A 26,626-nucleotide genomic window follows, 5' to 3' on the forward strand; every position below is an offset into this window, starting at 1 on the left:
TATTTCCTTGAGTTTTCCCAACCCGGCAGCCCCCTGCTGGGTTCCTTTGTTTTTTAGGGATCTCTTTCCTTCCCCTAGCGTAAAAACGTTCTGTGCATTATGGCTGAAGCATACTTACTCGATAAACTAAAGTCCGTCGAACAAACCTTCCAGGAAATGACCCGACGCCTGGCCGATCCCGACATCGCGACGAACCCCGATGAGCTACAACGGGTGGCAAAAATTCGCTCCTCCCTCGAAGAAACAGTAAATACCTTCAATCAGTGGAAAGAAGCACAAGAAGAACTCCGGGGAGCAAAGGAAATCCTCAAAGAATCCGCCGGAGATCCTGAAATGAAGGAAATGGCGGCTTTAGAAGTCGAGGAACTCGAAAATACCATTGATACCCTCGAAAATCGTCTGAAGATTCTGCTGTTACCCAAGGATCCCAACGACGAAAAGAACATCATGTTAGAAATTCGCGCCGGAACAGGGGGCGATGAAGCGAGCATTTGGGCTGGGGATCTGCTCCGTATGTATTCTCGCTATGCCGAAGGTCAAAACTGGCGGGTGAAACTCCTGAGTGAATCGGCCGCCGATATGGGGGGCTTTAAGGCCGTCATCCTGGAAATTCAAGGGGAGCAGGTTTACAGCAAATTAAAATATGAAGCTGGCGTCCACCGAGTCCAGCGGGTACCTGTTACCGAAGCTGGGGGGCGGGTTCACACCTCCACAGCAACCATTGCTGTGATGCCAGAAGTTGATGATGTCGAAGTCGAAATTGATCCTAAGGACATTGAGATGACCACCGCCCGTTCCGGTGGGGCCGGGGGACAAAACGTCAACAAAGTAGAAACGGCCGTTGACCTGTTCCACAAACCGACGGGAATCCGCGTCTTTTGTACAGAAGAGCGATCGCAATTACAGAACCGAGAGCGGGCAATGCAAATTCTCCGGGCAAAGCTCTATGAGATGGAACTCCAGCGGCAGCAAGAGGAAGTCAGTTCCATGCGCAAATCCCAGGTGGGTACTGGAGCCCGTTCCGAAAAAATTCGCACCTACAATTACAAAGATAATCGCGTCACAGATCACCGCCTAGGTCAAAACTTTTCCTTAGCCCCGGCCCTAGAAGGAGATATTGAGGATATGCTCCAGGCTTGTATTTCCCAAGACCAACAGGCTCAACTCGAACAACTCGCCGCCGAAAGCTAATAAATCCTTCCCTGGGGAAGGTGGCCGCAGGCCGGAAGGGGTTCTGCCCTGGGAAAGGCGATCGCCGCTCAGCAGAAGTCCCTTCCCTATGGTTGAACCTCACTGCAAACCTGGTAAAAATCTGTTTCTGGCGGTTCTGCAAAGAGAGGATTCATTTCCGCCATAATTTTTTGGCTAAGCTCCGTCTGATTTTTATCCATATCTTCAATATTGTCCCAAAGGATCATCGCAATGCCTTGATCACTGTTTGGCCCCATTTTTTGTAGTAAAAAAGCCCCTTGGAATCCCTCTGAATAGCTGGACACAATTTTTTCATAGAGGGTTTGGGCCTGGGCAAACCGTCCAGGTTTAAATTCACCGATCGCCACATACGCAACCTTATGGCGGAGACAGTCGTTAAGTCCTTGCATAGTTGAATTTCCCATTGTCTAAAATTACATGGCCTGGGGCGATCGCCTGTCGCCTCTGCCAATAATTTCACTGTAGCGAGAGAATCCCCCTAGAAAGCCTCTTTACGCATTTTCTTAACCGCTTTCGTGTTTATGTCAACTTTTTTGTCATATTTCCAACACACCACCGTCCGTCCATTTTGAATCTTTAACCTGCCATTAATCCAACATCAAGGCGATATTAATCCTCCTTTGGTTCACTAGAGGTGCATCAAACCATAAACTAGCCCGTATCCAACTTTACAGATATTGAAAGTTGTGAATTTCTAGTGCTATACTGCTAAGCGGCGTTTTGAAAATGATTTGCAGTAATAAAACATGCTTATCAATAACATAAATGCCCAAGCTCAAAGTCAAAAAATATCTCAGGTGTGAGGTTCAATCGAATATGTCTAAAACAGTGAGAACTTTTCTCAGTGGTGCTTCTGTTGCCTTAGGCGCAACTGTAGCTTTTTCTGGTACTGCCCAAGCCAACACTGAACTTCTCGATCAAATCAACAGCTATAGCCAAGACGACATCGCTCAGGTTAATAGCGTTTTCCAACTCAGCGATGTTTCTCCTTCTGACTGGGCCTTTGACGCACTGCGCAACCTAGTCGAAAACTACAACTGTATCGTTGGTTATCCCGATGGCACTTTCCGTGGTAGCCGTCCCCTCAGCCGTTATGAATTTGCTGCTGGTCTAAACGCTTGTTTACAGCAAATCGAGCGGATGATTCAAAGTGGTACTTCTGAAGTAACCCCCGAAGATCTCGCTGCACTCCGTCGTCTCGTGAACGAATTTGAGGCCGAACTTGCGACCCTCGGTGCTCGCGTTGATGACCTTGAAGGCCGCGTTGAATTCCTTGAAGACAACCAATTCTCCACTACCACCAAACTCGGCGGGGAAGTGCTCTTTAACCTTGTTGGTGCCTTCGGTGAAGAGAAAGCTGACAGTGATGGCGAAGACATTGATGATCAAATTACTTTCAGCAACCGTGTTCGTCTAAATCTCGACACTAGCTTCACTGGCAGAGACCGCCTCCGTACTCGTTTGGAAGCTGGTAATGTTGCTGAGTTAAATGATGCGACTGGAACTCGTACTGCTCGTCTTGGTTTTGACGGTGATAACGGGAATGATGTCGAAATTTCTAAGTTGTATTATCGGTTCCCTGTCGGTTCCAGAGCCCGTGGTTACGTAGGTGCCATTGGCATGGGTATCGATGATGTCTTTACTGCGACTAACCCTTATTTTGAAAGCAGTGGTGATGGTGCTTTGTCTCGTTTTGGCCGCCGTAACCCGCTCACTTTACGTGGTTCTGACGGTGCTGGTGTCGGTTTCAACTACAATCTCAGTGATAGATTTACTCTCTCCGGTATTTATTTGACTGACGATGGCGACGTCAATAATCCAGAAGAAAAGAATGGTCTCTTTAATGGTAGCTATGTCACTGGGGCTCAGCTAGCATTCTCTCCCACCGACAAGATTGATCTGGCGTTTACCTATACCAACACATACCAGAAATCTGATGCGGTTAACCTCAGCGCTAGTACTATCGATGGCCTGCCCAGACGTCCTTTTGGGAATTTAGCGACGACTGCTAACAATTTCGGCATTGAAGGTAGTTGGATGGTTGGTTCTCGTTTTAATCTTGCTGGTTGGGTTGGCTACACCAAAGCCGACTTTGAATTAGGAGATGGCGAGGCAGACATCTGGAACTGGGCTGTTAATGCGGCTCTCCTCGATGTCGGTGGCGATGGCAACGTTCTTGGCTTCATCTTCGGTCAACCGCCTAAGGTAACTAGCGCTAGTGGCGTTGATGCGCTTGGTGAAAATGATGACACTTCTTACCTTGCTGAGCTCCAGTATCGTTATAAGTTGAACGACAATATCACTATTACTCCTGGTGCTTATGTCATTTTCAACCCCAACAATAACGATAATAATGACACCATTGTGGTGGGTGCAATTCGGACTAGATTTAGTTTTTAAATTGAGATTTCCGAGAATTGTTGTTCTTCACAACTAAGAGTATTTAGAGTGGGTCGATTTCGGCTCACTTTTTTTTGAAGTTATTAAGCTTTTAAATTTAGGGAACTGAGTTTTATTTTGACTTTAAGTTGTATTGTACATATACTGATAAATTGTGAGTTTTTTGAAAAACCATGAACGCTGAAGCAATCATTCGCTCCATCGAAGCGGAACAGCTCAAGGATGATCTCCCGACCATCCACGTGGGCGACACCGTTCGAGTCGGAGTCAAAATCAAGGAAGGTACCAAAGAACGGGTTCAGCCCTACGAAGGTACCGTTATTGCCATGCGCAATGGTGGGATTAACGAAACCATCACTGTGCGTAAAATCTTCCAAGGGATTGGTGTTGAACGGGTCTTCCTGTTGCACTCTCCCCTCGTTGATAACATCAAAGTTATCCGTCGTGGTAAAGTCCGCCGGGCTAAACTATATTACTTGCGCGATCGCGTTGGTAAGGCAACCCGGATCAAGCAACGTTTCGATCGCCCGATCTAGGCTTTTCGTAATCCATTTGATTCGCTCAAAATGTTTTGCACAAAGCCTGCCACCTGTGCTAAGATTGCTAAGGCTTGTTAAGAGCAAGTACCCAAGCGTCCTTAGTTCAGTTGGTAGAACGCAGGTCTCCAAAACCTGATGTCGGGGGTTCGAGTCCTCCAGGGCGCGTTTCAATTTACATTAAACTTTAGTTGAAGTATTGCAGTGGCTCTGGGAGGAGTTTCTGATTGTGGCCAAAACAAAGAAGACCGTCGAGACTGAAGCCAATAAGCCCGAAGGTTTCGATGTTACGAAATACGCCAATGAAACAAAAGAAGAACTAGCTAAGGTTGTTTGGCCCTCTCGCCAGCAGCTCATTAGTGAATCTGCCGCTGTCATTTTGATGGTGATCCTTGTTGCGACTGTTATCTACGTCGTGGACAATCTCTTCATTTTCGTTTCAGGTGCTGTATTTTAAAAGACTCTTTAACTTTCTATGGAACATTCAGAAGAATACACAGGAACGCAAGCTGGACCCAAACCGCGTTGGTATGCCGTCCAAGTTGCATCTGGGTGCGAACAAAGAGTCAAAGCAAACCTTGAACAACGGATTCATACTCTCGATGTGGCGGATCGGATCTTTCAGGTTCAGATTCCCCAAACCCCAACCGTCAAAATCCGTAAGGATGGCAGTCGGCAACATGGAGAAGAAAAAGTTTTTCCTGGTTATGTCTTGATTCAGATGACCCTAGATGATGAAGCTTGGCAGGTTATCAAAAATACGCCCCATGTGATTAATTTTGTTGGGGCCGAACAGAAGCGTAGCTACGGTCGGGGACGGGGCCATGTTAAACCCGTGCCTCTCAGTAAGTCTGAAGTAGAGCGCATCTTTAAACAAGCTCAGGTTGTTGAACCGACTGTTAAAGTCGATATGGCCATTGGCGACAAAATTCTTGTGCTTTCTGGTCCTTTTAAGGATTTTGAAGGCGAGATCATTGAAGTCAGCCCTGAGCGCAGCAAACTGAAAGCTCTATTGTCGATCTTTGGTCGAGATACGCCAGTAGAACTTGAATTTACTCAAGTGGAAAAACAGAGCTAGCGATGGCAAAAAAAGTTGTTACGGTAATTAAATTAGCCTTGCCTGCGGGTAAGGCCAACCCTGCACCTCCTGTTGGGCCAGCCCTGGGTCAGCATGGGGTCAACATCATGGCCTTCTGTAAGGAGTACAACGCAAAGACTTCTGACCAGGCAGGCATGATTATTCCTGTAGAAATCTCGGTATATGAAGACCGGAGTTTCACCTTTATCCTGAAAACGCCCCCCGCTTCTGTCTTGATTCGTAAGGCAGCCGGGGTTGAGAAAGGTTCTGCCCAGCCTAATAAGCAGAAGGCGGGTTCTATCTCCCGGGCACAACTCCAGGAAATCGCCCAAACTAAAATGCCTGATTTGAATGCGAACGATATCGAAGCAGCAATGAACATTGTTGCCGGTACAGCACGGAATATGGGCATCACAGTTACGGATTAGTAACTGCTTGGAAACTGGATACAACAGTTAAGTTTTTAATCTTTATGTTTGGGGAGAGGCGTGTGTCTCGTTATGTACCCAAGGAGTAAGTATGGCAAAAAAATTATCTCGTCGGCTTCGTGAGGCGCTTGAAAAGGTTGAAGATAGAGCCTATGAGCCTCTAGAAGCTTTGACCCTTTTGAAAGAAACTGCCACAGCTAAGTTTGATGAAACGGCTGAGGCCCACATCCGTTTAGGGATTGATCCGAAGTACACGGATCAGCAGTTGAGAACGACTGTTGCTTTTCCGAAAGGTACTGGCCAGTCTGTACGGGTCGCCGTCATTACTAGCGGTGAACAGGTAAAGGTTGCAGAGGAGTCCGGTGCGGATCTCGTTGGTTCTGAGGAACTTATTGAAGATATCCAGAAGGGCATGATGGACTTTGAAGTCTTGATCGCAACGCCGGATATGATGCCGAAGGTGGCTCGTTTGGGTCGTCAGCTTGGCCCCCGTGGTTTGATGCCTTCGCCCAAAGGTGGCACTGTGACTACGGATGTCGCCACGGCGATCGCCGCCTTTAAAGCAGGAAAACAAGAGTTCCGGGCTGACCGTGCAGGGATTGTCCACGTGCTTTTTGGCAAATCCTCTTTCGCTGCGGAAGATCTTCTGGTAAACTTAAAGGCTCTTCAGGAAACCATCGACCGGAATCGTCCTTCTGGGGCCAAAGGTCGTTACTGGCGGAGCATTTATGTCTCTGCTTCCATGGGACCTTCGATCCAGGTGGATATCAACGCCCTCCGGGATCTTTCCATTGAAGAAAAAGCCTAGGTCGTCTTAGGCAAAACAATTAAATAGATTTGTATTCATGCCAGAGACAGCAGGGGCGATCGCTTAATATCCTGCCGAGGTAAAACGCTACAAGACTAAACAAGTTTTTTTCCAAGTTTGCTTGGAAGAAGAGCGTGACCCTGGCATTGTCGCTGGGGTCTATTTTTTGTCCCTACTTTAATAACCTTTCCCCAAAAAGGAGGTGAGAACAGAATGGGAAAATCGCTAGCAGATAAGCAAGAATTGGTTGCTGAGATCAAGGATCTGCTCAAGGATGCACAACTTACTTTTGTGATTGATTACAAGGGTTTAACCGTTGCGGAAATCACTGATTTACGTAACCGCCTTCGTCCTGCCGGGGCATATTGCAAAATTGCGAAAAACACGCTGATGCATATTGCCGTTGATGGTGACGAAACGTGGCAACCCGTGCAATCTCTTTTAAAAGATTCCTCCGCATTTTTAATTGCTGGAGAAGATGTTGCTTCCGCCGTTAAAGCTTACAAAGAATTCCGCAAAGCAACGAAGAAAACCGAACTTCGTGGCGGCGTTATGGAAGGTCAAGCTTTAACCAGCGACCAAATCGAAGCCCTCGGTGATCTGCCCACCAAAGACCAACTTTACGGTCAGATTGCAGGTGCGATCAATGCAGTTACTGCAAAAATCGCCATCGGCATCAACGAAGTACCGGGTTCTTTGGCCAGAGCCATCAAAGCTGTTTCCGAAAAAGAAGCAGCCTAACCCTCAACGTCGCGTGATCTATGTCATGGCGGCTTAATTTTCTCGTTGTTCTAAACGTAATTTTTATTCACTAAGGAGATAGATTAAATGTCTGCTACTACCGATGAAATTTTGGAGAAGTTGCAATCTCTAACCCTGCTTGAAGCAGCTGAATTAGTTAAGCAAATCGAAGAAACCTTTGGCGTTAGCGCTGCTGCTCCCGTTGGTGGCATGGTAATGGCTGCCCCTGGTGCTGCTGCTGCTGAGGAAGTTGAAGAGAAGACTGAATTTGACGTTATTCTCGACGAAGTTCCCGCTGACAAGAAAATCGCTGTTCTTAAGGTTGTTCGTGGCATCACTGGCCTCGGTCTTAAGGAAGCCAAAGAAATGGTTGAATCTGCGCCCAAGCCCATCAAAGAAGGTACTGGCAAAGAAGATGCTGAAGCCATCAAGAAGCAGCTTGAAGATGCCGGTGCAAAAGCAAGCGTTAAGTAATTTATATCAACTTGCCTATTGCTAGATAGGTATAGCTTCAACTGATATTTGATTAATTGATTAGCGAACAGATGACCTGTTCGCTTTTTTTCGATCTGGATGATTAGGTCTTTGCTATGTCACTTACGGCATAAAAAAATCCCCCTGCAGTGATTGAGGGGGAATTATAAGTTGAATTTGTCTTGCAAGAGTTTTTTAGAGTTGGGGTTCTTTCTGGTGCCAAGCCGTTGCCTGTTCATAGACATGGGCTACTTGAAGTAAGAGATCCTCTCGGAGAACATTGCTGATCAGTTGCATCCCGATGGGGAGTCCTTGGGCATCAAAACCACAGGGCAGACTCAGGGCGGGCAGACCGGCCAAATTGACGGGAATGGTCATCAAGTCAGAAAGATACATGCTGAGGGGATCGTCGGTTTTTGCGCCAGCTTTGAAAGCGGTGCTGGGGGAAGTGGGACAAATGAGCACATCCACTTTGGCAAAGGCTTGATCGAAGTCTTCTTTGATTAAAGTGCGTACTTTCTGGGCTTTGAGGTAGTAGGCATCATAGTAACCAGCGGAGAGGGTATAGGTGCCGAGCATAATCCGGCGCTTTACCTCGGGGCCAAAACCAGCGGCCCGGGTTTGGGTGTACATATCAACAAGGTTATCGGCTGCAGCATTACGGGTGCCATATTTGACGGCATCGTAACGGGCCAAATTTGCAGAGGCTTCGGACGGGGCAATAATGTAGTAGGCGGGTAAGCCGTAACGGAAGCGGGGACAGGAAATGGTTTCGACTTCGGCACCGAGTTCCTGGAGTTGGGCGATCGCCTTTTGAACCGCTTCAGCCACTTCTGGATCGAGCCCTTCCCCAAAAGTTTCTTGGATGATGCCAATTTTGAGGGGCTTATCCTTGGGGAGTTCCGGCTGGAGTAACTGACTATATTGGGGAATATCCACATCTAAACTGGTGGAATCTTTGGGATCATGGCCGGCGATCGCCTCTAAAAGAATTGCTGTATCTTCCACCGTCCGCGCAAAGGGGCCAATTTGATCCAGAGAAGACGCATAGGCCACCAAGCCAAAACGAGACACCAGACCATAGGTCGGTTTAAGGCCCACAACCCCGCATAGAGACGCCGGTTGTCGAATCGAGCCACCAGTATCTGAACCCAGGGCGATCGGCGCTTCTCCCGCTGCCACTGCCGCCGCTGACCCCCCGGAGGATCCCCCCGGTACCCGCGTCACATCCCAAGGGTTGCCCGTCACTTGATAGCCAGAATTTTCCGTTGAACTCCCCATGGCAAACTCATCCAAATTGGTTTTGCCCACCATGATCGCCCCAGCTTCCTGCAACTTCTGGGTGACTGTCGATTCGTAGGTCGGCACAAAGCCTTCGAGGATGCGCGAAGCACAGGTCGTCTGAATGCCTTTTGTACAGAGATTATCCTTAATCGCAATGGGAATGCCTTCTAGGAGGCCAATGGTTTCCCCCGCTGCAATTTTTGCATCCACTTGTGCCGCCTGGGCCAAGGCCTGCTCCTTAGTCAGGGTCAAAAACGCTTTAACCTTGGGTTCCACCGCTTCGATATGGGCAAACGTTTCCGTCAAAATTTCGACAGCAGAACGTTCCTTTGAAATGAGTTGTTGGTGTAGCGTGCGGATGGCTGACATGCTTTATATATTCTCTGAAATACCCCAATCAGTTTATCCACTTGCCTTCCTCCCTGACAATCATCTCTAAAAAATTATTTTTGCGGCGATCGCCTCGGAAGGGAACCAGCATCCGATACAATAAACTCCAGCTTATGTTAATTTAATAAGTCTATTTTTAGTCAGCACAACAAAATGCTAAATTTATGAGCGCTCATATTCTTTAACAAAGTATGGGAACCGCTCAGGTAGATTTTTAGGAATCATCAATGAATCAGGAAATTTTTGACAAAATTAAAAATATTATCGTTGATCAGCTGGATGTCGATGCTGACTCCGTAAGCCCCGAATCAAACTTCATCAGTGACCTTGATGCAGACTCCCTCGACACAGTCGAGCTGGTCATGGCCTTCGAAGAAGAATTTGATATCGATATTCCCGACGATGTTGCTGAAAAAATCACTACGGTGGGAGAAGCAGTTAACATCATCGCTGAAAAAACTGGCGCCAACTAAGCCATTTAGTCTAGTCAGTTTAACCTCAACTTCCAGAGCTGCGAACTTCCAAAAGTTATCGCGGCTTTCTCGCTAGTTTTTATGATTGATTGTCGCTTCCTTTGGATGCACAAGCCTTTTTTCCCACTGCAAAACCACTCAAATCAGCCATGGCACACTCATCTCCGTATCGCGTTGTAATCACCGGTTTAGGTGCGATCACCCCGATTGGTAATACCCTAGAGGAGTATTGGGAAGGACTCATGACCGGTCGCAATGGCATTGACCTCGTGACCGCATTTGACGCTTCCCAACATGCCTGTCGCATTGCAGGTGAAGTAAAAGGCTTTGATCCCCTCGCATTCATCCCGAAAAAAGAAGCGAAACGCATGGATCGGTTCTCCCAGTTCGCCGTGGCTGCCAGTAAACAAGCCCTCGCCGATGCTGGCCTAGAGATCAATGCTGACAATGCCCCTGATATCGGCGTAATGATCGGCACTGGCGTCGGCGGGATTAAGGTGATGGAAGACCAGCAGGAAATTTACCTGGAGAAAGGCCCCAGCCGCTGTAGCCCTTTCATGATTCCGATGATGATTGCCAATATGGCGGCGGGATTGACGGCGATCCATACCGGTGCCCAAGGCCCCAACAGCTGTACTGTGACGGCCTGTGCCGCAGGTTCCAATGCGGTTGGGGAAGCTTTCCGACTCGTCCAACAGGGTTACGCGAAAGCGATGATTTCTGGGGGTACCGAGGCAGCTGTAACCCCCCTTAGTTTTGCGGGATTTGCCTCGGCCCGGGCGTTATCGACCCGTAATGATGATCCGAAACATGCTTGTCGTCCTTTTGATCAAGATCGCGATGGCTTTGTGATGGGTGAAGGGGCTGGCATTTTAATCCTGGAAGAGCTAGAGCATGCCCTGGCACGGGGGGCAAAAATCTACGGGGAAATCGTTGGTTATGGCATGACCTGTGATGCTTACCACATGACGGCACCGACCCCCGACGGCGCTGGGGCAACCCGGGCGATTGAATTGGCGCTCAAGGATGGCGGCTTGGCTCCGAACCAAGTGAACTACGTAAATGCCCACGGCACCAGCACTCCAGCCAATGACATCACAGAAACGAAAGCGATTAAAAAAGCCCTCGGTGACCAGGCTTACAAAATTTTAGTGAGTTCGACAAAATCTATGACCGGTCACCTTTTGGGTGGCTCTGGGGGCATTGAGGCGGTGGCCACAGTGATGGCGATCGCCAATGATCGCGTTCCGCCGACGATCAACCTCGAAAATCCCCAGGAAGGTTGCGATTTAGATTACGTTCCCAACGAAAGCCGCGAACACCCAGTTGAAGTTGCCCTTTCTAACTCTTTTGGATTTGGCGGCCATAACGTTACCCTTGCGTTTAAGAAATATCGCCCGGAATAAATTTAGTCCGAGTAAATGTTAGCGATTTGACAGAATCATTCTTGCCCAGTGATCCTAACAGTGGGATGATGGGGGGGATTTTGAGGAGGGCAATTTGCGCTTCTTGATGGTCTAACAACTCCCTATAGTTTTTCTTTATTTGTCGTTTACTGTCAGAAATTTTCACTATGACCGTTGCAACCCAATCTATAGATCAGCTTTGTATTAATGCAATTCGCTTCTTAGCAATTGATGGCGTCGAGAAGGCAAAATCTGGTCACCCCGGTTTACCGATGGGCGCCGCTCCCATGGCCTACACCCTCTGGGACAAATTTATGCGGTTCAATCCCAAAAATCCGAAATGGGTTAATCGCGATCGCTTTGTTTTGTCAGCGGGTCACGGTTCGATGCTGCAGTATGCCTTGATGTACTTGGCTGGCTATGACAGTGTTTCCCTCGAAGACATCAAGCAATTTCGTCAATGGAAATCGAAGACCCCTGGTCACCCTGAAAACTTCGAGACCCCTGGTGTAGAAGTAACCACTGGCCCCCTCGGCCAAGGGATCGCCAATGCCGTCGGCCTTGCCCTCGCGGAAGCACACCTCGCAGCCCGCTACAACAAGCCCGATGCCAAAATTTTTGACCATTACACCTATGTGATTATGGGTGATGGTTGCAACATGGAAGGAATCTCCGGGGAAGCGGCATCCATTGCGGGTCACTGGGGTCTTGGCAAATTAATTGCCATCTACGACGACAACCATATTTCCATCGACGGCTCCACGGACATTGCTTTCACTGAAGATGTGTGTAAGCGCTATGAATCCTACGGTTGGCACGTTCTCCATGTAGAAGATGGCAACAATGACATTGAGGCGATCGCCAAAGCCATTGAAGCGGCTAAGGCAGTGACTGACAAGCCCTCTTTGATCAAAATCACAACGACCATTGGTTACGGTTCCCCCAACAAAGCAGATACTGCTGGTGTACACGGGGCAGCCCTTGGTGCCGACGAAATTGAACTGACCCGTAAATCCCTCGAATGGAACTATGGGCCTTTTGAAGTGCCTGAAGATGCCCTCAACCATTTCCGGAAAGCCGTTGAACGGGGTGCCAGCGCCGAAGCAGAGTGGAACCAAGTATGGGCCACTTACAAAATAAAATATGCCGAGGAGGCTGCAGAATTAGAGCGGATTCTTTCTGGGAAGCCCCCCGCAAACTGGGCTGACGCTTTACCCACCGCAACGCCCGCCGATAAAGGTCTTGCGACCCGTAAGCACTCCGAAGTAACCCTGAATGCGATCGCCCCGGTATTGCCAGAATTGATCGGTGGTTCTGCGGACTTGACTCACTCCAACCTGACAGAAATCCACGTTTCTGGCGATTTCCAAAAAGGTGCCTACGAAAACCGCAACGTCCACTTCGGCGTCCGGGAACACGCCATGGGCGCGATCTGTAATGGCATCGCCCTCCACGGTACAGGTTTAATCCCCTACGGAGCCACTTTCCTTGTGTTCTCCGACTACATGCGGAATTCCATCCGTTTATCGGCCTTGTCCGAAGCACGGGTCATTTGGGTAATGACCCACGACTCCATTGCCCTTGGAGAAGACGGCCCCACCCACCAACCGATCGAGCATGTTGCTTCTCTGCGGGCGATGCCGAACCTCTATGTTTATCGTCCGGCAGATACCAACGAAACCTCTGGTGCCTATAAAGTTGCTGTGGAAAGTGCGACAACGCCGACCCTCTTAGCCCTCACCCGCCAAGGCCTCCCCAACCTCGAAGGCAGTTCCATCGAAAATGCGGAAAAAGGTGGCTACATCCTTTCCGATAGCGAAGGCACCCCTGATCTGATTTTGATTGGTACAGGGAGTGAAGTGCAGCTTTGTGTCGAAGCAGCAAAAGCACTCCGGGCAAACGGAAAAAATGTCCGTGTTGTTTCCATGCCCTGTGTGGAACGCTTTGAAGAGCAAGATGCCGCTTACCAAGAGTCCGTCCTACCGAAAGCTGTAACCAAACGGGTTGCCGTGGAGGCTGGTGCCACCATGAGCTGGTACAAGTACGTTGGCTTTGAAGGCGCTGTCATCGGTATTGACACCTACGGTGCTTCCGCTCCTGGTGGTGTGGTCATGGAGAAATTTGGTTTCACCGTGGACAACGTTGTTAAAACCGCTGAAACAGTACTAGGTTAAACCCTGGGTCTGGTCATAGACTGATTCTTTTCAGTAAAACGTTTTGGAGGTAGGTTTATCCCCTACCTCTTTTTTGTTTGCGACAATATTGCCTAGCCTGTCCGCCAGAGAATTGTCCCTGCGGCCACTAACCCCAATAGATTAGGAAACCACGTCCCCATAAACGGCGTAATCGTTCCCCAGACTCCCATGGAGCTGGAAATCACAGAAATGAGATAGTAGGCAAAAACGATGGCCACCGATAGGCCAACACTAGTCGCTCGGCTTGAGTTTTGCGGGCGCAGGCCAATGGCCGAGCCGACCATCGCAAAGACAATACAAACGAAGGGGACGGAAAATTTTTCTTGTTTTCTCACCTGGAGCGTCCGGATCCGCCTTTCATTACGACTTAACTTGAGGCTCTCTAAACAAACATCAATCACCTGGAGGGTCATTTCATTGGGGCGTTGACAGCGGGTGGCGAGGATCAAAGGGGCATCAGACAGATTTAAAAAGTTGGTTTCAAACTGCTCGATGTCACTAAAGGAACCATTGGCCCCAATTTGATAAATACTGCCATCCTGCACCAGCCAACCCTGTTCATTGGCATTCCACTGGGCGGCGGCGGCGGTGATAATTCTTTGGGTATCGACGGCAGCTCGATCGAGGATGGTGAGATTGTTCATTTGGGTGCCATCGAAGGTCTCGGCATAAAAGAGGGTTTTGAGGATTTCGCGGTTACCAGTGGCCGTTTTTACCCGTTGATATTCGGGGTAGATAATATTTTTTTCTTGGTAGTCAATGGTTGCTTCGCCCTGAGCAATGTTGGCAATGGTGCTGGCTTGTTTCGTGGTCTGGGGGACAATCCAATCGTTGAGGCCAAAGGTGATGCCCGTGATCAATAACCCCAAAAGCAGACCGGGCAACATCAGCCGCAAGGGGGGCAAACCAACGCTCCGTAAGGCGATAATTTCACTAAAGGAAGATAGGCTGCTGTAGGCGGTGAGGGTACCCAGTAGGGTTGCCATAGGGAGGCCGAGGACGAGAAATTCTGGGAGACGGAGGGCGAGGATTTGGAAGGCGATCGCCCAGGTGATTTCATTGGCGACCACGTTGCGCATTACCTCAAAGAGAACACCGATGGTGAGGCCCAAACTCGTGAAAATTCCTAACCCAAACAGGAAAGGCCCCACAAGTTGCGCCATAATGTAGCGATCTAATAGTGAAAATACCCTTAAAATTCTCAACATTGTGGTCTAGTCTGATTAGAGTGGAGAGTTTTAGCAACTGTTTAGCAATTAAAATCCCTAGCCCATCATGCCAAAGAAGTTACGGTTTTGTCTGAAATTGTGCCCCTTGACCACTGATTGATCACCGCGCATCGGGAACTTAGAGCCGCGATAATGATTCAGTGCCACTGCACTTTGGTTTATTCTAAATTTACTTTTTTTGATAGAGTCCATGTTTGACCTGTTTGCTTCTTTGCTCATTGCCCAGGAATCTGCCCCTTTATTGGTGGCCCAAGAGAACAGGTCGAAGGAAGAGTTACTCCCCCACCAAGTACCACAACCAGGGGAGGATCAGGGGTCTTCTGTGGGGCGATCGCCGGCGGCCATCGTGACGGAACCCCAAGAGGTGCGCCCTTTGCCGGGGAGTCTCAATGAAATTCCGGTCTTTAACAGCAACAGCCCTGAAGTCATTGCCCAGGAAGGCATTTTATTATCGACCTTCCCAAAGGCAGGAAAAAGCCAGGCGATCGCCCACCTCGAAACCCCCCTCGAAGGACGCTTTGATATTTTTACCCACCACATTTCCCGTCCCGCCACGGAGCAGCGCACCCTGTACCAAGGCTTGTTGGTCAACAATCCGACTGGAAGCCCCCGCACCCTCAAAATTCTCCAAGGCATTAGTTACCTCAATAGTAAAGATGCCCCCTTCCGCGAACTATTGCCCTTCGTTGAAGATCCCCAGGGTCATGTCTATTCCGGCCCAGGCTCCCGACTGGTGAGCGATACCCTCCGGGGCAAAAGCCAAACGCAATTCCCAGAGATTCTACGCATTCCCCCCTACAGCACCGTGGTTTTGGCGAATCTCCCCATCCCGGTTAGCGGTGCTCGCTCTACCTACTTACAAGTAGAAACGGATGGTAGTGTTTACTTGGCAAATTTAGCGAAATATGAAGTCCGTGAAGAAATTGCCACCAGCAGTATTAGCAATAATGGCAGTATTGTCGAAGGAAAAGCTGTCCGCTCCCGTCCCCCCAGCCTCAATGAATGGCGATCGCTCCTCACCCAAGGCCAACTCGTCGAACCCCGGGATCTGCCCCCAGTTCCCAGTAAAGATCCTGGTCGCATTATTTATGGCCGGGTTGCAGGTATTTCCGTCGGTAGTCAGTGGGAAGCCACCGTCACCGATCCAGACGCAGAGAGTTTAGCAATCCCCGCCCCCGGCGAAGCGATTTCTTTCCCCATTAGCACCACCAGCACTGGCACCTTTGGCACCGACCAAGTCCAAAGCGCCCCCATGCTCACCCGTTACCCTGATACCGCGCTCCAGGGCCATGGTAACTATTTAGTCCATTACAAACTGACTTTCCCCCTTGAAAATACGAGCGATGAATATCAGTGGACGTCCCTAACGTTTCAAACACCGATTAAAGATGATCTCCATAGCGATCGCCTTTCCTTTTTTGAATCACCCCCCAACCGTGTTTTCTATCGAGGCACTGTCCGCATCAACTATCCCAACGAATACCGACGCCAGATTACCCGCTATGTCCACCTAGTACAACATCGGGGCCAACGCTCAGAACCCCTTGCCACCTTGGAAATTCCCCCTGGCACAAGTCGCACCGCCGAAATCGACTTTTTCTATCCCCCCGACGCAACGCCTCCCCAGGTGATTACCGTGAGAACCCTCGCCCCAGAGGAGCGTTAAATATTGTTGAATATTCTCAAAAAAATGTAGCGATCGCCCTAGGCACGTTTCGGGGGAAACAGTTGCCCCAACGGTAAGCCCCAACAGGCAAAATCGCGCCGGATACTCACGGTGGGGTGGGGATCAATGGCCTGGGCCGTTGTTTCAGAAATAAAGAGTGTCGGCAACAGGGTCAAGGGAATTTGTAACAGAATATTCCCCAAGAAGAACAGCAGGATTGCGGCGAATAAGCCCAAAATATGCCATTGGGGGAGACCCGCTGTCAGTCCCACCGCAAGGGGCGCATAGTGGGCCACCTGCCACAACAAAATCACCATGGCGATCGCCCCCAGGACATTTAAAATCGGCTGCCGGGTTCCCTGCACGAGCCGTAAAATTTGCCGTTGCCGTTCATCAAGGCGTTCTGGCGGAATTTGAAACACAAAGAGACTGAAGGGTTGCCAAGGCCGCAGGATTTGCAGGAGCCACACCGGGACTCCCCCCAGGAGCACAATTAAGCCCAATTCAATATTGGCCACGGGAAACGGGATGCCAATCGCCAAGGCGATCGCCAACAAAGACCAGATCAAAGGCAGCAAAGCCAAGCCCGCAACATGCAACCAAAAATAAGGCTCAAACAACATTTTTCCGTCGCTCCAAGACTTAAACGAACAACAGCACAATGCCCTGAATATCCCACGGTGCCCCCTGAAAGTAAAGTGGCCCGAAGCGCCAGGTGGACGACAAATCAGCTTTTCTCCAATGGGCACTACAAATGTCAAGGAATATGACAAAAAATTAAGTTTGGTTTATCAAATTGTGTCAGAATGGCCAGCCTTTCCTAGGCCAACCAGCATTTTTTGCTAAAACTCTTTAAGTGCCTTCAGCTTGCTCACTATCAGAACAGCAGCTTCTGCTCCATATAATGTGATGATGAGCAGGGGAATAGTTATAAATTTTTAATATCCATCTACTTGTCCAAGTAAAGGAGACTCACCATTTATGTTCACTAACGTCAAGTCCGCCATTCGCCACATCAAACCAGATGACATCAATAATCGCACGTTAGTGAAGGTGGTCTATGTCGTGTTGGAGTCCCAGTACCAGAGTGCCCTCTCTGCTGCGGTAAAAGCGATTAACGCGAACCACCCAAAGATTGCGGTTGAAATTAGTGGTTATCTGATTGAAGAACTGCGTGACCCCGATAACTACGAAGAGTTCAAACGGGAAGTCGCCCAAGCCAACTTATTTATTGCCTCCTTGATCTTCATTGAAGACCTCGCCCAAAAGGTGGTTGAAGCTGTGACGCCCCACCGGGATAACCTTGATGCGGCGATTGTTTTCCCTTCCATGCCAGAAGTGATGCGCCTCAACAAAATGGGCACTTTTTCCATGGCACAGTTGGGACAATCCAAGAGTGCTATTGGCGAGTTTATGAAAAAGCGGAAGGAAAAATCCGGTGCTTCCTTCCAAGATGCCATGCTCAAGCTGCTCCGGACATTGCCGAAGGTTTTAAAATATTTGCCCGTTGAAAAAGCCCAGGATGCCCGCAACTTCATGCTGTCTTTCCAATATTGGTTGGGTGGTTCCCCCGATAACTTGGAAAACTTCCTGTTGATGATGACCGACAAGTACATCCTCAAGGGGGCTGAGAAGCTCGATAAAGCCGATTATGCCGAGCCGGTAGTCTATCCCGACATGGGCATTTGGCATCCCCTCGCCCCGAAAATGTTTGAAGACACAAAAGAATATCTCCAGTGGTACAACAGCCGCGACGATATTAGTGACGAACTGAAGGACCCCCTCGCCCCTTGTATTGGCCTCGTGCTGCAACGGACACACCTCGTCACCGGAGATGATGCCCATTATGTCGCCATGCTCCAGGAGTTGGAATATCGCGGCGCAAAGGTGATCCCCATCTTTGCCGGGGGTCTCGATTTCTCAAAGCCAGTCGATGAATTTTTCTGGGATAACACGGTCGCCGGGGTCGAAAAATTACCTCTGGTGGATACGGTGGTTTCCTTAACTGGTTTTGCCCTCGTCGGTGGCCCGGCACGTCAGGATCACCCCAAAGCCATTGAGTCCCTCAAGCGGTTGAACCGTCCCTACATGGTGGCGCTGCCGTTGGTCTTCCAAACCACAGAGGAGTGGGAAGAGAGTGATCTCGGTCTGCACCCAATCCAAGTGGCGCTCCAAATTGCAATCCCTGAACTGGATGGGGCGATTGAACCGATTATTCTCTCTGGTCGTGATGGGGCCACGGGTCGGGCGATTACGCTACAAGATCGCGTCGAGGCGATCGCCACCCGTGCTTTGAAATGGACGAATCTCCGGAAGAAGCCCAAGCTAGAGAAAAAACTCGCCATTACAATTTTTAGTTTCCCCCCCGACAAAGGCAATATCGGCACCGCCGCTTACCTCGATGTCTTTGGCTCGATCCATGAGGTAATGAAAGGTCTCCGGGACAACGGCTACGACATTCAAGATATTCCTGAAACCCCCAAAGAGTTGTTAGAGCTGATCATTCATGATGCCCAGGCGCAATACGCTTCCCCTGAGTTAAACATCGCCTATCGCATGGGTGTGCCGGAATATGAAGAACTGACCCCCTATTCCAAACGCCTGGAAGAAAATTGGGGTACGCCTCCCGGTGAACTCAACAGCGACGGTCAAAACCTGCTGATCTATGGGAAGCATTTCGGCAATCTGTTTATCGGTGTACAGCCAACCTTTGGTTATGAAGGCGACCCGATGCGCTTGCTGTTCTCCCGTTCCGCTAGTCCTCACCATGGCTTTGCTGCCTACTACACTTACCTTGAGCGAGTTTGGGGCGCGGATGCGGTGCTGCACTTCGGTACCCATGGCTCCCTCGAATTTATGCCTGGTAAGCAAATGGGGATGTCTGGCGATTGCTATCCTGACAATTTGATCGGTAATATTCCCAACATCTACTACTACGCCGCCAATAACCCCTCGGAAGCAACGATCGCCAAACGCCGCAGTTATGCGAATACCATTTCCTACCTGACTCCCCCGGCAGAAAATGCGGGTTTATATAAGGGTCTCAAGGAACTTAGCGAGTTGATCGGCTCCTACCAAACCCTGAAGGATGGGGCGCGGGGTGTACAGATCGTGAATACGATCATGGATCAAGCGCGGATCTGCAACCTTGATAAGGATATCGAGATCCCTGAAACAGATGCGGCCCAAATGTCTCAGGATGAACGGGACAACATGGTGGGCATTGTCTACCGGAAGCTGATGGAAATTGAATCCCGCCTGTTACCCTGTGGCCTCCATGTCATTGGCAAACCTCCTACGGCTGAAGAGGCGATCGCCACCCTGGTGAACATTGCCAGCCTAGACCGCGAAGAAGAAGGTATTTGGAGCCTCCCCACGATCATCGCCAAGAGCATCGGGCGCAACATGGAGGACGTTTATCGCAACAGTGATCAAGGCATCCTCGAAGATGTGAACTTACTCCAGGACATCACTGAAGCGACCCGTGCCGCCGTTCGTGCCCTCGTGATGGAACAGGTCAACGCCGAAGGTCGCGTGTCTCTGGTTTCTAAGCTCAACTTCTTCAACATGGGCAAAAAAGCCCCTTGGGTTGAAGCTCTCCACGAAGCAGGTTACAAAAACGTCGATCAGGAACTCCTCAAACCCCTCTTCGATTACCTTGAATTCTGTCTCGAACAGGTTTGTGCCGACAAAGAACTTGGCGGTTTACTCAAAGCCCTCGAAGGTGAGTACGTCCTTCCCGGCCCCGGTGGCGACCCGATCCGCAACCCCAATGTCCTCCCCACAGGCAAAAATATTCACGCCCTCGATCCCCAATCAATCCCGACCCTTGCGGCAGTCCAATCCGCAAAAGTTGTGGTGGATCGCCTGATTGAGCGACAAAAGCTCGACAACGGCGGCGAATATCCCGAAACGATCGCTTGCGTCCTCTGGGGAACCGACAACATCAAAACCTACGGTGAATCCTTGGCGCAAATCATGTGGATGGTCGGTGCAAGACCCGTCCCCGATGCCCTTGGTCGCGTCAACAAGTTGGAATTAATTCCCCTCGAGGAACTCGGTCGTCCCCGCATCGATGTCGTGGTCAACTGTTCCGGCGTCTTCCGTGACCTGTTCATCAACCAAATGAACCTCTTGGATCAAGCCGTGAAAATGGCCGCCGAAGCCAATGAACCCCTCGAAATGAACTATGTGCGCAAACACGCCTTAGAACAAGCCGAGGAAATGGGCATTAACATTCGCCAAGCCGCGACCCGGATTTTCTCCAACGCATCTGGTTCCTATTCTTCTAACGTGAACCTCGCCGTTGAAAATAGCTCTTGGGAAGAGGAAAAAGAGCTCCAGGATATGTACCTGAACCGGAAATCCTTCGCCTTCAACTCCGATAATCCCGGTGTGATGGACGAAAACCGTAAGGTGTTTGAATCTTCCCTGAAAAAAGCGGATGTCACTTTCCAAAACCTGGATTCTTCGGAAATCAGTTTGACGGACGTTTCCCACTACTTCGACTCTGATCCGACCAAGGTTGTTGCTTCTCTGCGGGATGATGGCAAGAAACCCTCTGCTTACATTGCCGATACCACCACTGCCAACGCTCAGGTACGGACACTGTCTGAAACGGTGCGTCTCGATGCGCGGACAAAACTCCTTAATCCCAAGTGGTACGAGGGTATGCTCTCTCACGGTTATGAAGGGGTGCGGGAACTGTCTAAGCGCCTGGTGAATACCATGGGTTGGTCGGCGACGGCGGATGCAGTAGACAACTGGGTCTATGAAGATACCAATGAAACTTTCATTAAAGACGAGGAAATGTGTAAGCGTCTGATGGATTTGAACCCCAACTCCTTCCGTCGGATGGTCAGCACTCTCCTCGAAGTGAATGGTCGGGGTTACTGGGAAACCAGCGATGAAAACCTTGAGCGTTTACAACAGCTTTATCAGGAAGTTGAAGACCGTATTGAAGGGATTGATGGCTAAAGCATCAACTCAAACTTAATCTAGACTGGGTGGGTTCGTCCCACCTTTTTTCATGTCAAAATTACCGCGTTAAAATAAACATACGCTTTTGGGTATAAGTGAGATTAATAAACCGATTACTGTCGAGGTCAATATTGAGCCGAATTTACAGCAGGATGTGGAGCAAATTCTGGCGGGTTTAGGTCTTTCCGCTAATCAGGCGATCGCCTTGTTTTATGAACAAATTGCCAAACACCAAGCTTTACCCTTTGAAATCGAGAATTATCATGAGGAAACTCTAAAAACTTTTGCCAAAACAGATCAAAAAGAGGAGTTGATAATCTGCCAAGATGCTGATGATATATTCAGTAAGTTAGGGATTTAGTGAATGTATCAGCCCGTTTACACCAAACGTTTAAAAAGCCAAGAGAAGCGGCAAGGATCTAGAAAAGTTTAAGCAGATTGCTCGATTATTAATTTTAGGTCAAGCACTGGATGCAAAATATCGAGATCATAAACTCATTGGCAATTATCAGAATCGTCGTGAGTGCCATATTGAATCAGATTGGTTGCTCATTTATGAAATTGAGAAAAACAGCATTATTTTTGAAAGAATAGGAAGCCACTCTGACTCATTTAATCAGCAGCATATAATGAAATTTGTAAATCTGAAAAAACGACTGGATGAAAATCGTCCGATGACTACAATTGCAATGAGGATGCCAGAGGATGTAATCGAAAATTTAAAGTGTATTGCTTCTTTGCTTGGTTTTTCAGTCTATCAACCGTTAACTCATGCTTATATTGGTCAATATCCACCTTCTGATCTAGAAAGATTGAAACTATGAATCTCGAAAGTTACCGATTCATTAAAAATCAAATTTTTTCCTATACAGAAGATAATTCACTGGAATTCAAAACAATTAATCCAGAGAATCCTGACAGGAAGAAACAGCAAGAACGAATCAAGAAAAAAATATGGAATTATTTCAAAGAATATGCAGTTTCATTTCTGAATGCAACAGTTCCCGGGAATTTACTGATCGGAATTTCAGATTTAAAAAATGAACCAAATTATATACATGGAATTTTGCTTGAATCTTATTTCAAAGATGAAATTGACAGAAATTCAAATGAAAAACTCAAAGAAATCACTCCTCCTGTCCCTCTATCCTGTTTCAAAATAGTTTTTCATCAACTTTATGATTGCCACGGTCAAATAAAACCAGACTATTACATAATTCAATTCTCTGTATCACCAGCAAATGAGAAAAGAATTTTATATACAACAAAAAGTGGTAAATGCTGGATTCGTAGGGGGTCAAGCAATATAACTTTATCTAAAGAAAATGGTTCTTTTCAGGAAGAAACTGAAGCAAGGAAATTAAGGAACTTAAAACGAAGATTAGATGATATTGAGCAACAACTAACAAATGATCCTGACGACATAGACTTAAATGTCCAAAAAGCAGATATCTTAATAGATTTAGACCAAGGATACGAAGCAAGTAAAATATATAAAAAATTCATAAATCAATCTCCTAAGAATTATAAAATTAGATCCAGGTACGTAAAGATTTTAGAAACGCAAGGCAATCTAGATGAAGCTCTTGATGTACTAGGTTTTGCGCAATGTAATGATCAAAATCTGCAAGATCCTGTTTGGTGTACAACAGTAGGTGTTTTATTAAGAAAAGAAAAGCGTTATAAGGAAGCAATTAACTTTTTTAAGCTAGCTCTTAAAAATGACCCTAAATATAGAAAAGCTAGTTACGAGAAAAAAATCACTTATAAAGCACTTTACAACCAAAAATATTCCAGCTAAACTGACTGGAAGCACTTGATTAGTAAATATTGATTCCTGTCGTTGATACAGCGATGGCTAGCTATAAAGCACCATATATGGCGCAATGGTATCACTTGTAATATCAAGTACACTGTGATATGCCGGAAAGTAGAATATTCTAATTGAGTGCTTTTTATTCTCAAACAATCAAAATTATATGTGTTGTCATGAGGAATCAGAAGACGATATCTCTAGAGGGAAGAACTGATGATCTTCAACAAGATTTTCTCAAAGTCCTCAATAATAGAGACTTAGCTAAGCTTCTAGAAATTTCTTATCCTCAACTTATTTATCATTCTCTCAAGACAATCAACTCTGTTACTCGATATCAGACTTTTCAGGTTCAAAAGAAATCAAAGGGAACTCGAAAAATTTGTGTCCCAAATAAATCTTTGAAAATTATTCAAACTAAAATTAGTCAAATTTTATATTCAATATACGAACCAAAATCTTGTGTGCATGGTTATGTCGTTGAAAAAAGTATAATTACTAATGCGAAATCTCATCGTCGAAAAGAATTTATCCTCAATTTAGATATTCGAGATTTTTTTGGTTCTATCAATCTCGGTCGCGTTAGAGGTTTATTTATTGCAAAACCATTTTCTTTACCTAAAGAAGTCGCAACAACGATTGCAAATCTATGTTGTCATGAAAATAAGTTACCTCAAGGTGCACCATCCTCTCCAATATTATCGAATCTAATTTGTCAACAGCTGGATAGGGAATTACAATATTTTGCTCAAAAAAATAGACTTTACTATACAAGATATGCCGATGATATAACTTTCTCTTCAGAGTATTTAGAGTCTCTAAAATCTCTGATCAAAAATCTAGAGCTAGTCACAGAAAACTATCCAATTCTTCTCAATAACGAGCTTGAATATATTTTTACAAAAAATGGCTTCACTATAAATCAGAAGAAAGTTCGACTTTTGTATCCTCACCAAAAACAGCAAGTTACTGGTTTGATCGTCAATGAAAAATTAAATGTCGATAGAAAATATATCCGGAATTTACGGGCCGCTTTATATGCATGGGAAAAATTTGGACTAGAAGAGGCGAGTCAAGTTTATTTGGAAAAATATGCAAAAACTCCCACACTAAGACGAAAGAAAAAATCATCTTTTATTGAAGCAATACGAGGAAAAATAGAATTTCTGAAGAATGTTCGAGGAGAAAGCGATCCGATAACTCGAAAGTTTTTGGATAAATATAGTGAACTTTACGAGGAATACAAGAAAAATGTTATTCAAGCAAAAGAGGAACCAGATAGTCAATCAACTTAAGGGAACCTCGAAAAATTTAAATCTCCAATTTCAACGTATCCTCGTTGTTTCAGCCTTTGAAAACACCCAAAAGGGCAATTAACGAAGTACCCTTAAATGGAAGAGTTTTTTTATTATGATCGCCGAAAAATTATTACTGGAATGAGGGACAGGCGATCGCCTTAATAATCTTTTATTCACCACTGTGAACCGTCGTCAAATAGGGTGCTACGATGGGCAACAAAACCCTCTGCCATCCTGGAGAAGCTGAGCGTCATGGCCAAATCCATTGTCACCCTTGTTGATAATCTGCCGGAAAACAACATCACCACAAAAGTTTTGACGGCTCTCGATACCCTATTTCCAGGGGAATGGATAAATTTTCGGGGATTTGACGATGCAATCCGCCAAATTACCCAAGAGACCAATCCAGAGGTATTGCAACGAATTCGGGACAAGGCGATCGCCCTCTACGATGACCCAAAAAACGGTTACCAGAGTGCGGTTTTTCTGTACCAAACCGTCGATCGGGCTGACGCTGCCCTGGGGACTGCTGCCCTCGCCGACAAAATTGGCGAAAAAATCGGTCTTTTGGGCTTTCTCAGTAAATTGACCCCCAAGGCCGACACCAGCCAAACCATCGATCTCGTGCTGAAAATTTCCGTTGAGGCGATCGCCTACTGCAAACTAAACGGTCTCCCCCAGGCAAACCCCCAGGTTCTCGCCCAGGCCCTCCAAGAAAACTATCGGGGTGCCGCCCTGGTGCGCATGGGAACCCTCGTTTGTGTTGATGGCCTTTTACCCCTGGGGCCGGATTTCCTCGAAAAAGTCCACAGCATCATTGGCCAGGTCGATCAAACCGAAGTGCAAAATAATAGCGGTTATACGGTACTTGGTTCGGCTCTACCTGGGGAAGATACCGCTTCCAAGCTGGGCTTTTTAAGCGAAAATTTCGAGGCTGTGCGGGGCTGGATGCAAAACTGGATCGCGAAAACTGGTGCGTCCCGTAGCTCTGTATTCAGTCAGTTGGGGCGATTTATTGAATTTGCCGACGACAATCTTGATTTAGTGGCTGCTTTTTTGGATCAAACCACCAATTACTTTACCCATACCGGTATTCAAACGGTGGCGACCCATCTCATTAAACGGGCCTACCAGGACGTACAAACAGAGATGGGGTTACTCCCTGGGACAGTCGTACCACCAGAGCCAGCACCTACTGATGCCGGGGCGACGACCCTACAGCTACCCCAACCCCAATTTCGCCATGTGCAAACGGATACGGTACTGGCGATCCCGAAAGTTTCCATTGTCCACATTGGCAAACCAAATCCCCAATATCCGCCGGAAGTTGATTTATCGCCGTTGCCCAATAGCGATGTTGTCTCCCGGCTCCACGCAAATTTGTGGAGTGACAATGGTTTTGAGTATTACATCCTGGATGTGGGGAGTTCCAACGGCACTTACCTCAATGGCGTTTTGTTGGAACCTAAGGAAAAACATCTGCTGCAAAACGGCGATCGCCTCGATTTTGGCCGGGGCGAAAAGGTCAGCCTCATCTTTGAAATGGGCTAATTCAGAGGCTAATTAAAGATCAAAGTCTGTTGTGAAACTGTCGCGGGTCATGGGTTGAGCAATTTCTAGCCCCTCGCCCCCCAACACTTCCAAAGGTTCCCCTTCGATTTGGAACCACACTCCGGCGGTGGGATCAAGGCTAGTGGCCGTATAGAGCACCTGGGCAACGCGACCAATCATCGAGGCACTGCCGCCGCCAAACTGAAACTCTTCGGACAGATTCACCACGATACCATCCCCTTGGATAATCAGGCTTAACAGTTCGGTACCGGGGGGAATTGTGCTACTGAGGTCATCCTCTGGGGTTTCTGTGAGCAATTGGGTAAAGAGGCTTTCCAGTTGGCCTGTGGGGGTTTCTGCGCTGGGGGTCACTTCGACGGGAGCCAAAGCCAGGCGATCGCCTTCATCTTTAAGCCAATAAACCGTCGGCTGGGGCGTCGTTTCCCCAGGATTTGAATCTGGATTATTGTCGGTGGGATCTTCGCCTTCTGGGGGCTGATTATTCTCAGCAGGAGGCTGTTCATTCACCACCGGGGGCTGATTATCTCCATTGGGAACCTCGGTGCAAGCGGTCGTGAAGGCGATCGCCAAGGCCACTGTACCCAACCCTTGCCAAACGCGTCGTGTCCAGATCATTTGTTTTACCATTGCAAACTTACAGAGC

Annotated in this window: 23 protein-coding genes, 1 tRNA gene, 1 pseudogene and 1 other annotated feature; of the genes and pseudogenes, 20 read left to right on the plus strand and 5 right to left on the minus strand. The window is 47.8% G+C overall.

The window, feature by feature from the left end; genetic code table 11:
* Positions 1-99 precede the first annotated feature (99 nt).
* Positions 100-1,191 (plus strand): peptide chain release factor 1, encoded by a 1,092-nt coding sequence (gene prfA, locus AACT35_RS05150; RefSeq protein WP_012306662.1) that lies wholly within the window; start codon positions 100-102, stop codon positions 1,189-1,191.
* 86 nt (positions 1,192-1,277) lie between these two features.
* Here prfA and AACT35_RS05155 read toward each other — a convergent pair whose 3' ends face one another.
* Positions 1,278-1,601, minus strand: coding sequence for a hypothetical protein (locus AACT35_RS05155; RefSeq protein ID WP_030006180.1), 324 nt, complete (start codon positions 1,599-1,601; stop codon positions 1,278-1,280).
* A 376-nt stretch (positions 1,602-1,977) separates the two neighbouring features.
* Between AACT35_RS05155 and AACT35_RS05160 the strand changes: the two genes are divergently transcribed.
* From AACT35_RS05160 to rplL, 9 genes are all read left to right on the plus strand, one after another.
* The gene (locus tag AACT35_RS05160; protein WP_232318876.1) at positions 1,978-3,612 is read left to right on the plus strand and encodes an iron uptake porin; all 1,635 of its coding nucleotides are present in this window, start codon (positions 1,978-1,980) and stop codon (positions 3,610-3,612) included.
* 173 nt (positions 3,613-3,785) lie between these two features.
* Positions 3,786-4,148, plus strand: a complete 363-nt coding sequence (gene rplS, locus AACT35_RS05165; RefSeq protein ID WP_012306659.1) for a 50S ribosomal protein L19 — start codon at positions 3,786-3,788, stop codon at positions 4,146-4,148.
* Positions 4,149-4,243: 95 nt separating this feature from the next.
* A tRNA-Trp gene (locus tag AACT35_RS05170) sits at positions 4,244-4,316 on the plus strand.
* A 55-nt stretch (positions 4,317-4,371) separates the two neighbouring features.
* Complete coding sequence (secE, locus tag AACT35_RS05175; RefSeq protein WP_241270815.1) at positions 4,372-4,605, plus strand: preprotein translocase subunit SecE; 234 nt, start codon at positions 4,372-4,374, stop codon at positions 4,603-4,605.
* A gap of 18 nt (positions 4,606-4,623) precedes the next feature.
* Positions 4,624-5,226, plus strand: a complete 603-nt coding sequence (gene nusG / locus AACT35_RS05180; RefSeq protein ID WP_012306657.1) for a transcription termination/antitermination protein NusG — start codon at positions 4,624-4,626, stop codon at positions 5,224-5,226.
* Between the two features lie 2 nt (positions 5,227-5,228).
* Positions 5,229-5,654, plus strand: a complete 426-nt coding sequence (rplK, locus tag AACT35_RS05185; RefSeq protein ID WP_012306656.1) for a 50S ribosomal protein L11 — start codon at positions 5,229-5,231, stop codon at positions 5,652-5,654.
* Positions 5,655-5,745: 91 nt separating this feature from the next.
* Positions 5,746-6,462 carry a 50S ribosomal protein L1 gene (gene rplA / locus AACT35_RS05190; RefSeq protein WP_030007219.1) on the plus strand — a complete coding sequence of 239 codons (717 nt, stop codon included), beginning with the start codon at positions 5,746-5,748 and terminating at the stop codon, positions 6,460-6,462.
* A 22-nt stretch (positions 6,463-6,484) separates the two neighbouring features.
* Positions 6,485-6,637 (plus strand) — a sequence feature (ribosomal protein L10 leader region).
* Positions 6,638-6,675: 38 nt separating this feature from the next.
* Positions 6,676-7,203 (plus strand): 50S ribosomal protein L10, encoded by a 528-nt coding sequence (gene rplJ, locus AACT35_RS05195; RefSeq protein WP_012306654.1) that lies wholly within the window; start codon positions 6,676-6,678, stop codon positions 7,201-7,203.
* Between the two features lie 87 nt (positions 7,204-7,290).
* On the plus strand, positions 7,291-7,677 hold the full coding sequence (gene rplL / locus AACT35_RS05200; RefSeq protein ID WP_030007220.1) for a 50S ribosomal protein L7/L12: 387 nt from the start codon (positions 7,291-7,293) through the stop codon (positions 7,675-7,677).
* A gap of 195 nt (positions 7,678-7,872) precedes the next feature.
* On the opposite strand, the gene gatA is transcribed toward rplL, so the two are convergent.
* The gene (gene gatA / locus AACT35_RS05205; RefSeq protein ID WP_099241096.1) at positions 7,873-9,330 is read right to left on the minus strand and encodes an Asp-tRNA(Asn)/Glu-tRNA(Gln) amidotransferase subunit GatA; all 1,458 of its coding nucleotides are present in this window, start codon (positions 9,328-9,330) and stop codon (positions 7,873-7,875) included.
* Between the two features lie 248 nt (positions 9,331-9,578).
* Here gatA and acpP point away from each other — a divergent pair, with 248 nt between their 5' ends.
* The 3 genes from acpP (at position 9,579) to tkt (ending at position 13,404) form a co-directional block, all read left to right on the plus strand.
* The gene (gene acpP / locus AACT35_RS05210) at positions 9,579-9,824 is read left to right on the plus strand and encodes an acyl carrier protein (RefSeq protein ID WP_012306651.1); all 246 of its coding nucleotides are present in this window, start codon (positions 9,579-9,581) and stop codon (positions 9,822-9,824) included.
* A 149-nt stretch (positions 9,825-9,973) separates the two neighbouring features.
* Positions 9,974-11,230, plus strand: a complete 1,257-nt coding sequence (gene fabF, locus AACT35_RS05215; RefSeq protein WP_012306650.1) for a beta-ketoacyl-ACP synthase II — start codon at positions 9,974-9,976, stop codon at positions 11,228-11,230.
* 167 nt (positions 11,231-11,397) lie between these two features.
* Entirely contained in the window at positions 11,398-13,404 is a 2,007-nt protein-coding gene (tkt, locus tag AACT35_RS05220; protein WP_099241097.1) for a transketolase, read from the plus strand.
* 92 nt (positions 13,405-13,496) lie between these two features.
* Here tkt and AACT35_RS05225 read toward each other — a convergent pair whose 3' ends face one another.
* A complete protein-coding gene (locus AACT35_RS05225; RefSeq protein WP_099241098.1) occupies positions 13,497-14,588 on the minus strand; it encodes an LptF/LptG family permease in 1,092 nt (363 codons plus the stop codon).
* A 256-nt stretch (positions 14,589-14,844) separates the two neighbouring features.
* Here AACT35_RS05225 and AACT35_RS05230 point away from each other — a divergent pair, with 256 nt between their 5' ends.
* Positions 14,845-16,320 carry a DUF3370 domain-containing protein gene (locus AACT35_RS05230; protein ID WP_012306647.1) on the plus strand — a complete coding sequence of 492 codons (1,476 nt, stop codon included), beginning with the start codon at positions 14,845-14,847 and terminating at the stop codon, positions 16,318-16,320.
* Positions 16,321-16,358: 38 nt separating this feature from the next.
* Here AACT35_RS05230 and AACT35_RS05235 read toward each other — a convergent pair whose 3' ends face one another.
* Complete coding sequence (locus AACT35_RS05235) at positions 16,359-16,943, minus strand: low-complexity tail membrane protein (protein ID WP_012306646.1); 585 nt, start codon at positions 16,941-16,943, stop codon at positions 16,359-16,361.
* Positions 16,944-17,301: 358 nt separating this feature from the next.
* Between AACT35_RS05235 and AACT35_RS05240 the strand changes: the two genes are divergently transcribed.
* From AACT35_RS05240 to AACT35_RS05265, 6 genes and pseudogenes are all read left to right on the plus strand, one after another.
* On the plus strand, positions 17,302-21,297 hold the full coding sequence (locus tag AACT35_RS05240) for a magnesium chelatase subunit H (protein ID WP_099241099.1): 3,996 nt from the start codon (positions 17,302-17,304) through the stop codon (positions 21,295-21,297).
* An 88-nt stretch (positions 21,298-21,385) separates the two neighbouring features.
* Positions 21,386-21,661, plus strand: a complete 276-nt coding sequence (locus AACT35_RS05245) for a type II toxin-antitoxin system RelB/DinJ family antitoxin (protein ID WP_099241100.1) — start codon at positions 21,386-21,388, stop codon at positions 21,659-21,661.
* Positions 21,662-21,710: 49 nt separating this feature from the next.
* Positions 21,711-22,124, plus strand: a pseudogene (locus AACT35_RS05250) (type II toxin-antitoxin system mRNA interferase toxin, RelE/StbE family); the annotation flags it as partial.
* The gene (locus AACT35_RS05255; protein WP_099241101.1) at positions 22,121-23,101 is read left to right on the plus strand and encodes an RNA-binding domain-containing protein; all 981 of its coding nucleotides are present in this window, start codon (positions 22,121-22,123) and stop codon (positions 23,099-23,101) included. The pseudogene AACT35_RS05250 and the gene AACT35_RS05255, both read left to right, overlap by 4 nt.
* A 143-nt stretch (positions 23,102-23,244) precedes the next feature.
* Complete coding sequence (locus AACT35_RS05260) at positions 23,245-24,408, plus strand: reverse transcriptase domain-containing protein (RefSeq protein ID WP_254048091.1); 1,164 nt, start codon at positions 23,245-23,247, stop codon at positions 24,406-24,408.
* Positions 24,409-24,663: 255 nt separating this feature from the next.
* A complete protein-coding gene (locus AACT35_RS05265; protein WP_099241103.1) occupies positions 24,664-25,962 on the plus strand; it encodes an FHA domain-containing protein in 1,299 nt (432 codons plus the stop codon).
* 12 nt (positions 25,963-25,974) lie between these two features.
* Here the strand turns inward: AACT35_RS05265 and AACT35_RS05270 are convergent, their stop codons facing one another.
* Entirely contained in the window at positions 25,975-26,598 is a 624-nt protein-coding gene (locus tag AACT35_RS05270) for a GerMN domain-containing protein (RefSeq protein WP_173867265.1), read from the minus strand.
* Positions 26,599-26,626 lie beyond the last annotated feature (28 nt).

Origin of the sequence: Synechococcus sp. BDU 130192 (assembly GCF_963876085.1) — a bacterium.
Lineage (GTDB): Bacteria > Cyanobacteriota > Cyanobacteriia > Cyanobacteriales > MRBY01 > MRBY01.

Bases quoted from the DNA above. Each gene is read 5' to 3' on its own strand.
- AACT35_RS05265 (WP_099241103.1), top strand. From the start codon at position 24,664: ATGGCCAAATCCATTGTCACCCTTGTTGATAATCTGCCGGAAAACAAC.
- rplJ (WP_012306654.1), top strand. From the start codon at position 6,676: ATGGGAAAATCGCTAGCAGATAAGCAAGAATTGGTTGCTGAGATCAAG.
- fabF (WP_012306650.1), top strand. From the start codon at position 9,974: ATGGCACACTCATCTCCGTATCGCGTTGTAATCACCGGTTTAGGTGCG.
- AACT35_RS05225 (WP_099241098.1), bottom strand. From the start codon at position 14,588: ATGGCGCAACTTGTGGGGCCTTTCCTGTTTGGGTTAGGAATTTTCACG.
- tkt (WP_099241097.1), top strand. From the start codon at position 11,398: ATGACCGTTGCAACCCAATCTATAGATCAGCTTTGTATTAATGCAATT.
- acpP (WP_012306651.1), top strand. From the start codon at position 9,579: ATGAATCAGGAAATTTTTGACAAAATTAAAAATATTATCGTTGATCAG.
- rplL (WP_030007220.1), top strand. From the start codon at position 7,291: ATGTCTGCTACTACCGATGAAATTTTGGAGAAGTTGCAATCTCTAACC.
- AACT35_RS05160 (WP_232318876.1), top strand. From the start codon at position 1,978: ATGCCCAAGCTCAAAGTCAAAAAATATCTCAGGTGTGAGGTTCAATCG.
- gatA (WP_099241096.1), bottom strand. From the start codon at position 9,330: ATGTCAGCCATCCGCACGCTACACCAACAACTCATTTCAAAGGAACGT.
- AACT35_RS05230 (WP_012306647.1), top strand. From the start codon at position 14,845: ATGTTTGACCTGTTTGCTTCTTTGCTCATTGCCCAGGAATCTGCCCCT.
- AACT35_RS05255 (WP_099241101.1), top strand. From the start codon at position 22,121: ATGAATCTCGAAAGTTACCGATTCATTAAAAATCAAATTTTTTCCTAT.
- nusG (WP_012306657.1), top strand. From the start codon at position 4,624: ATGGAACATTCAGAAGAATACACAGGAACGCAAGCTGGACCCAAACCG.
- prfA (WP_012306662.1), top strand. From the start codon at position 100: ATGGCTGAAGCATACTTACTCGATAAACTAAAGTCCGTCGAACAAACC.
- AACT35_RS05240 (WP_099241099.1), top strand. From the start codon at position 17,302: ATGTTCACTAACGTCAAGTCCGCCATTCGCCACATCAAACCAGATGAC.
- AACT35_RS05235 (WP_012306646.1), bottom strand. From the start codon at position 16,943: ATGTTGTTTGAGCCTTATTTTTGGTTGCATGTTGCGGGCTTGGCTTTG.
- rplK (WP_012306656.1), top strand. From the start codon at position 5,229: ATGGCAAAAAAAGTTGTTACGGTAATTAAATTAGCCTTGCCTGCGGGT.
- AACT35_RS05270 (WP_173867265.1), bottom strand. From the start codon at position 26,598: ATGATCTGGACACGACGCGTTTGGCAAGGGTTGGGTACAGTGGCCTTG.
- rplA (WP_030007219.1), top strand. From the start codon at position 5,746: ATGGCAAAAAAATTATCTCGTCGGCTTCGTGAGGCGCTTGAAAAGGTT.
- AACT35_RS05155 (WP_030006180.1), bottom strand. From the start codon at position 1,601: ATGCAAGGACTTAACGACTGTCTCCGCCATAAGGTTGCGTATGTGGCG.
- rplS (WP_012306659.1), top strand. From the start codon at position 3,786: ATGAACGCTGAAGCAATCATTCGCTCCATCGAAGCGGAACAGCTCAAG.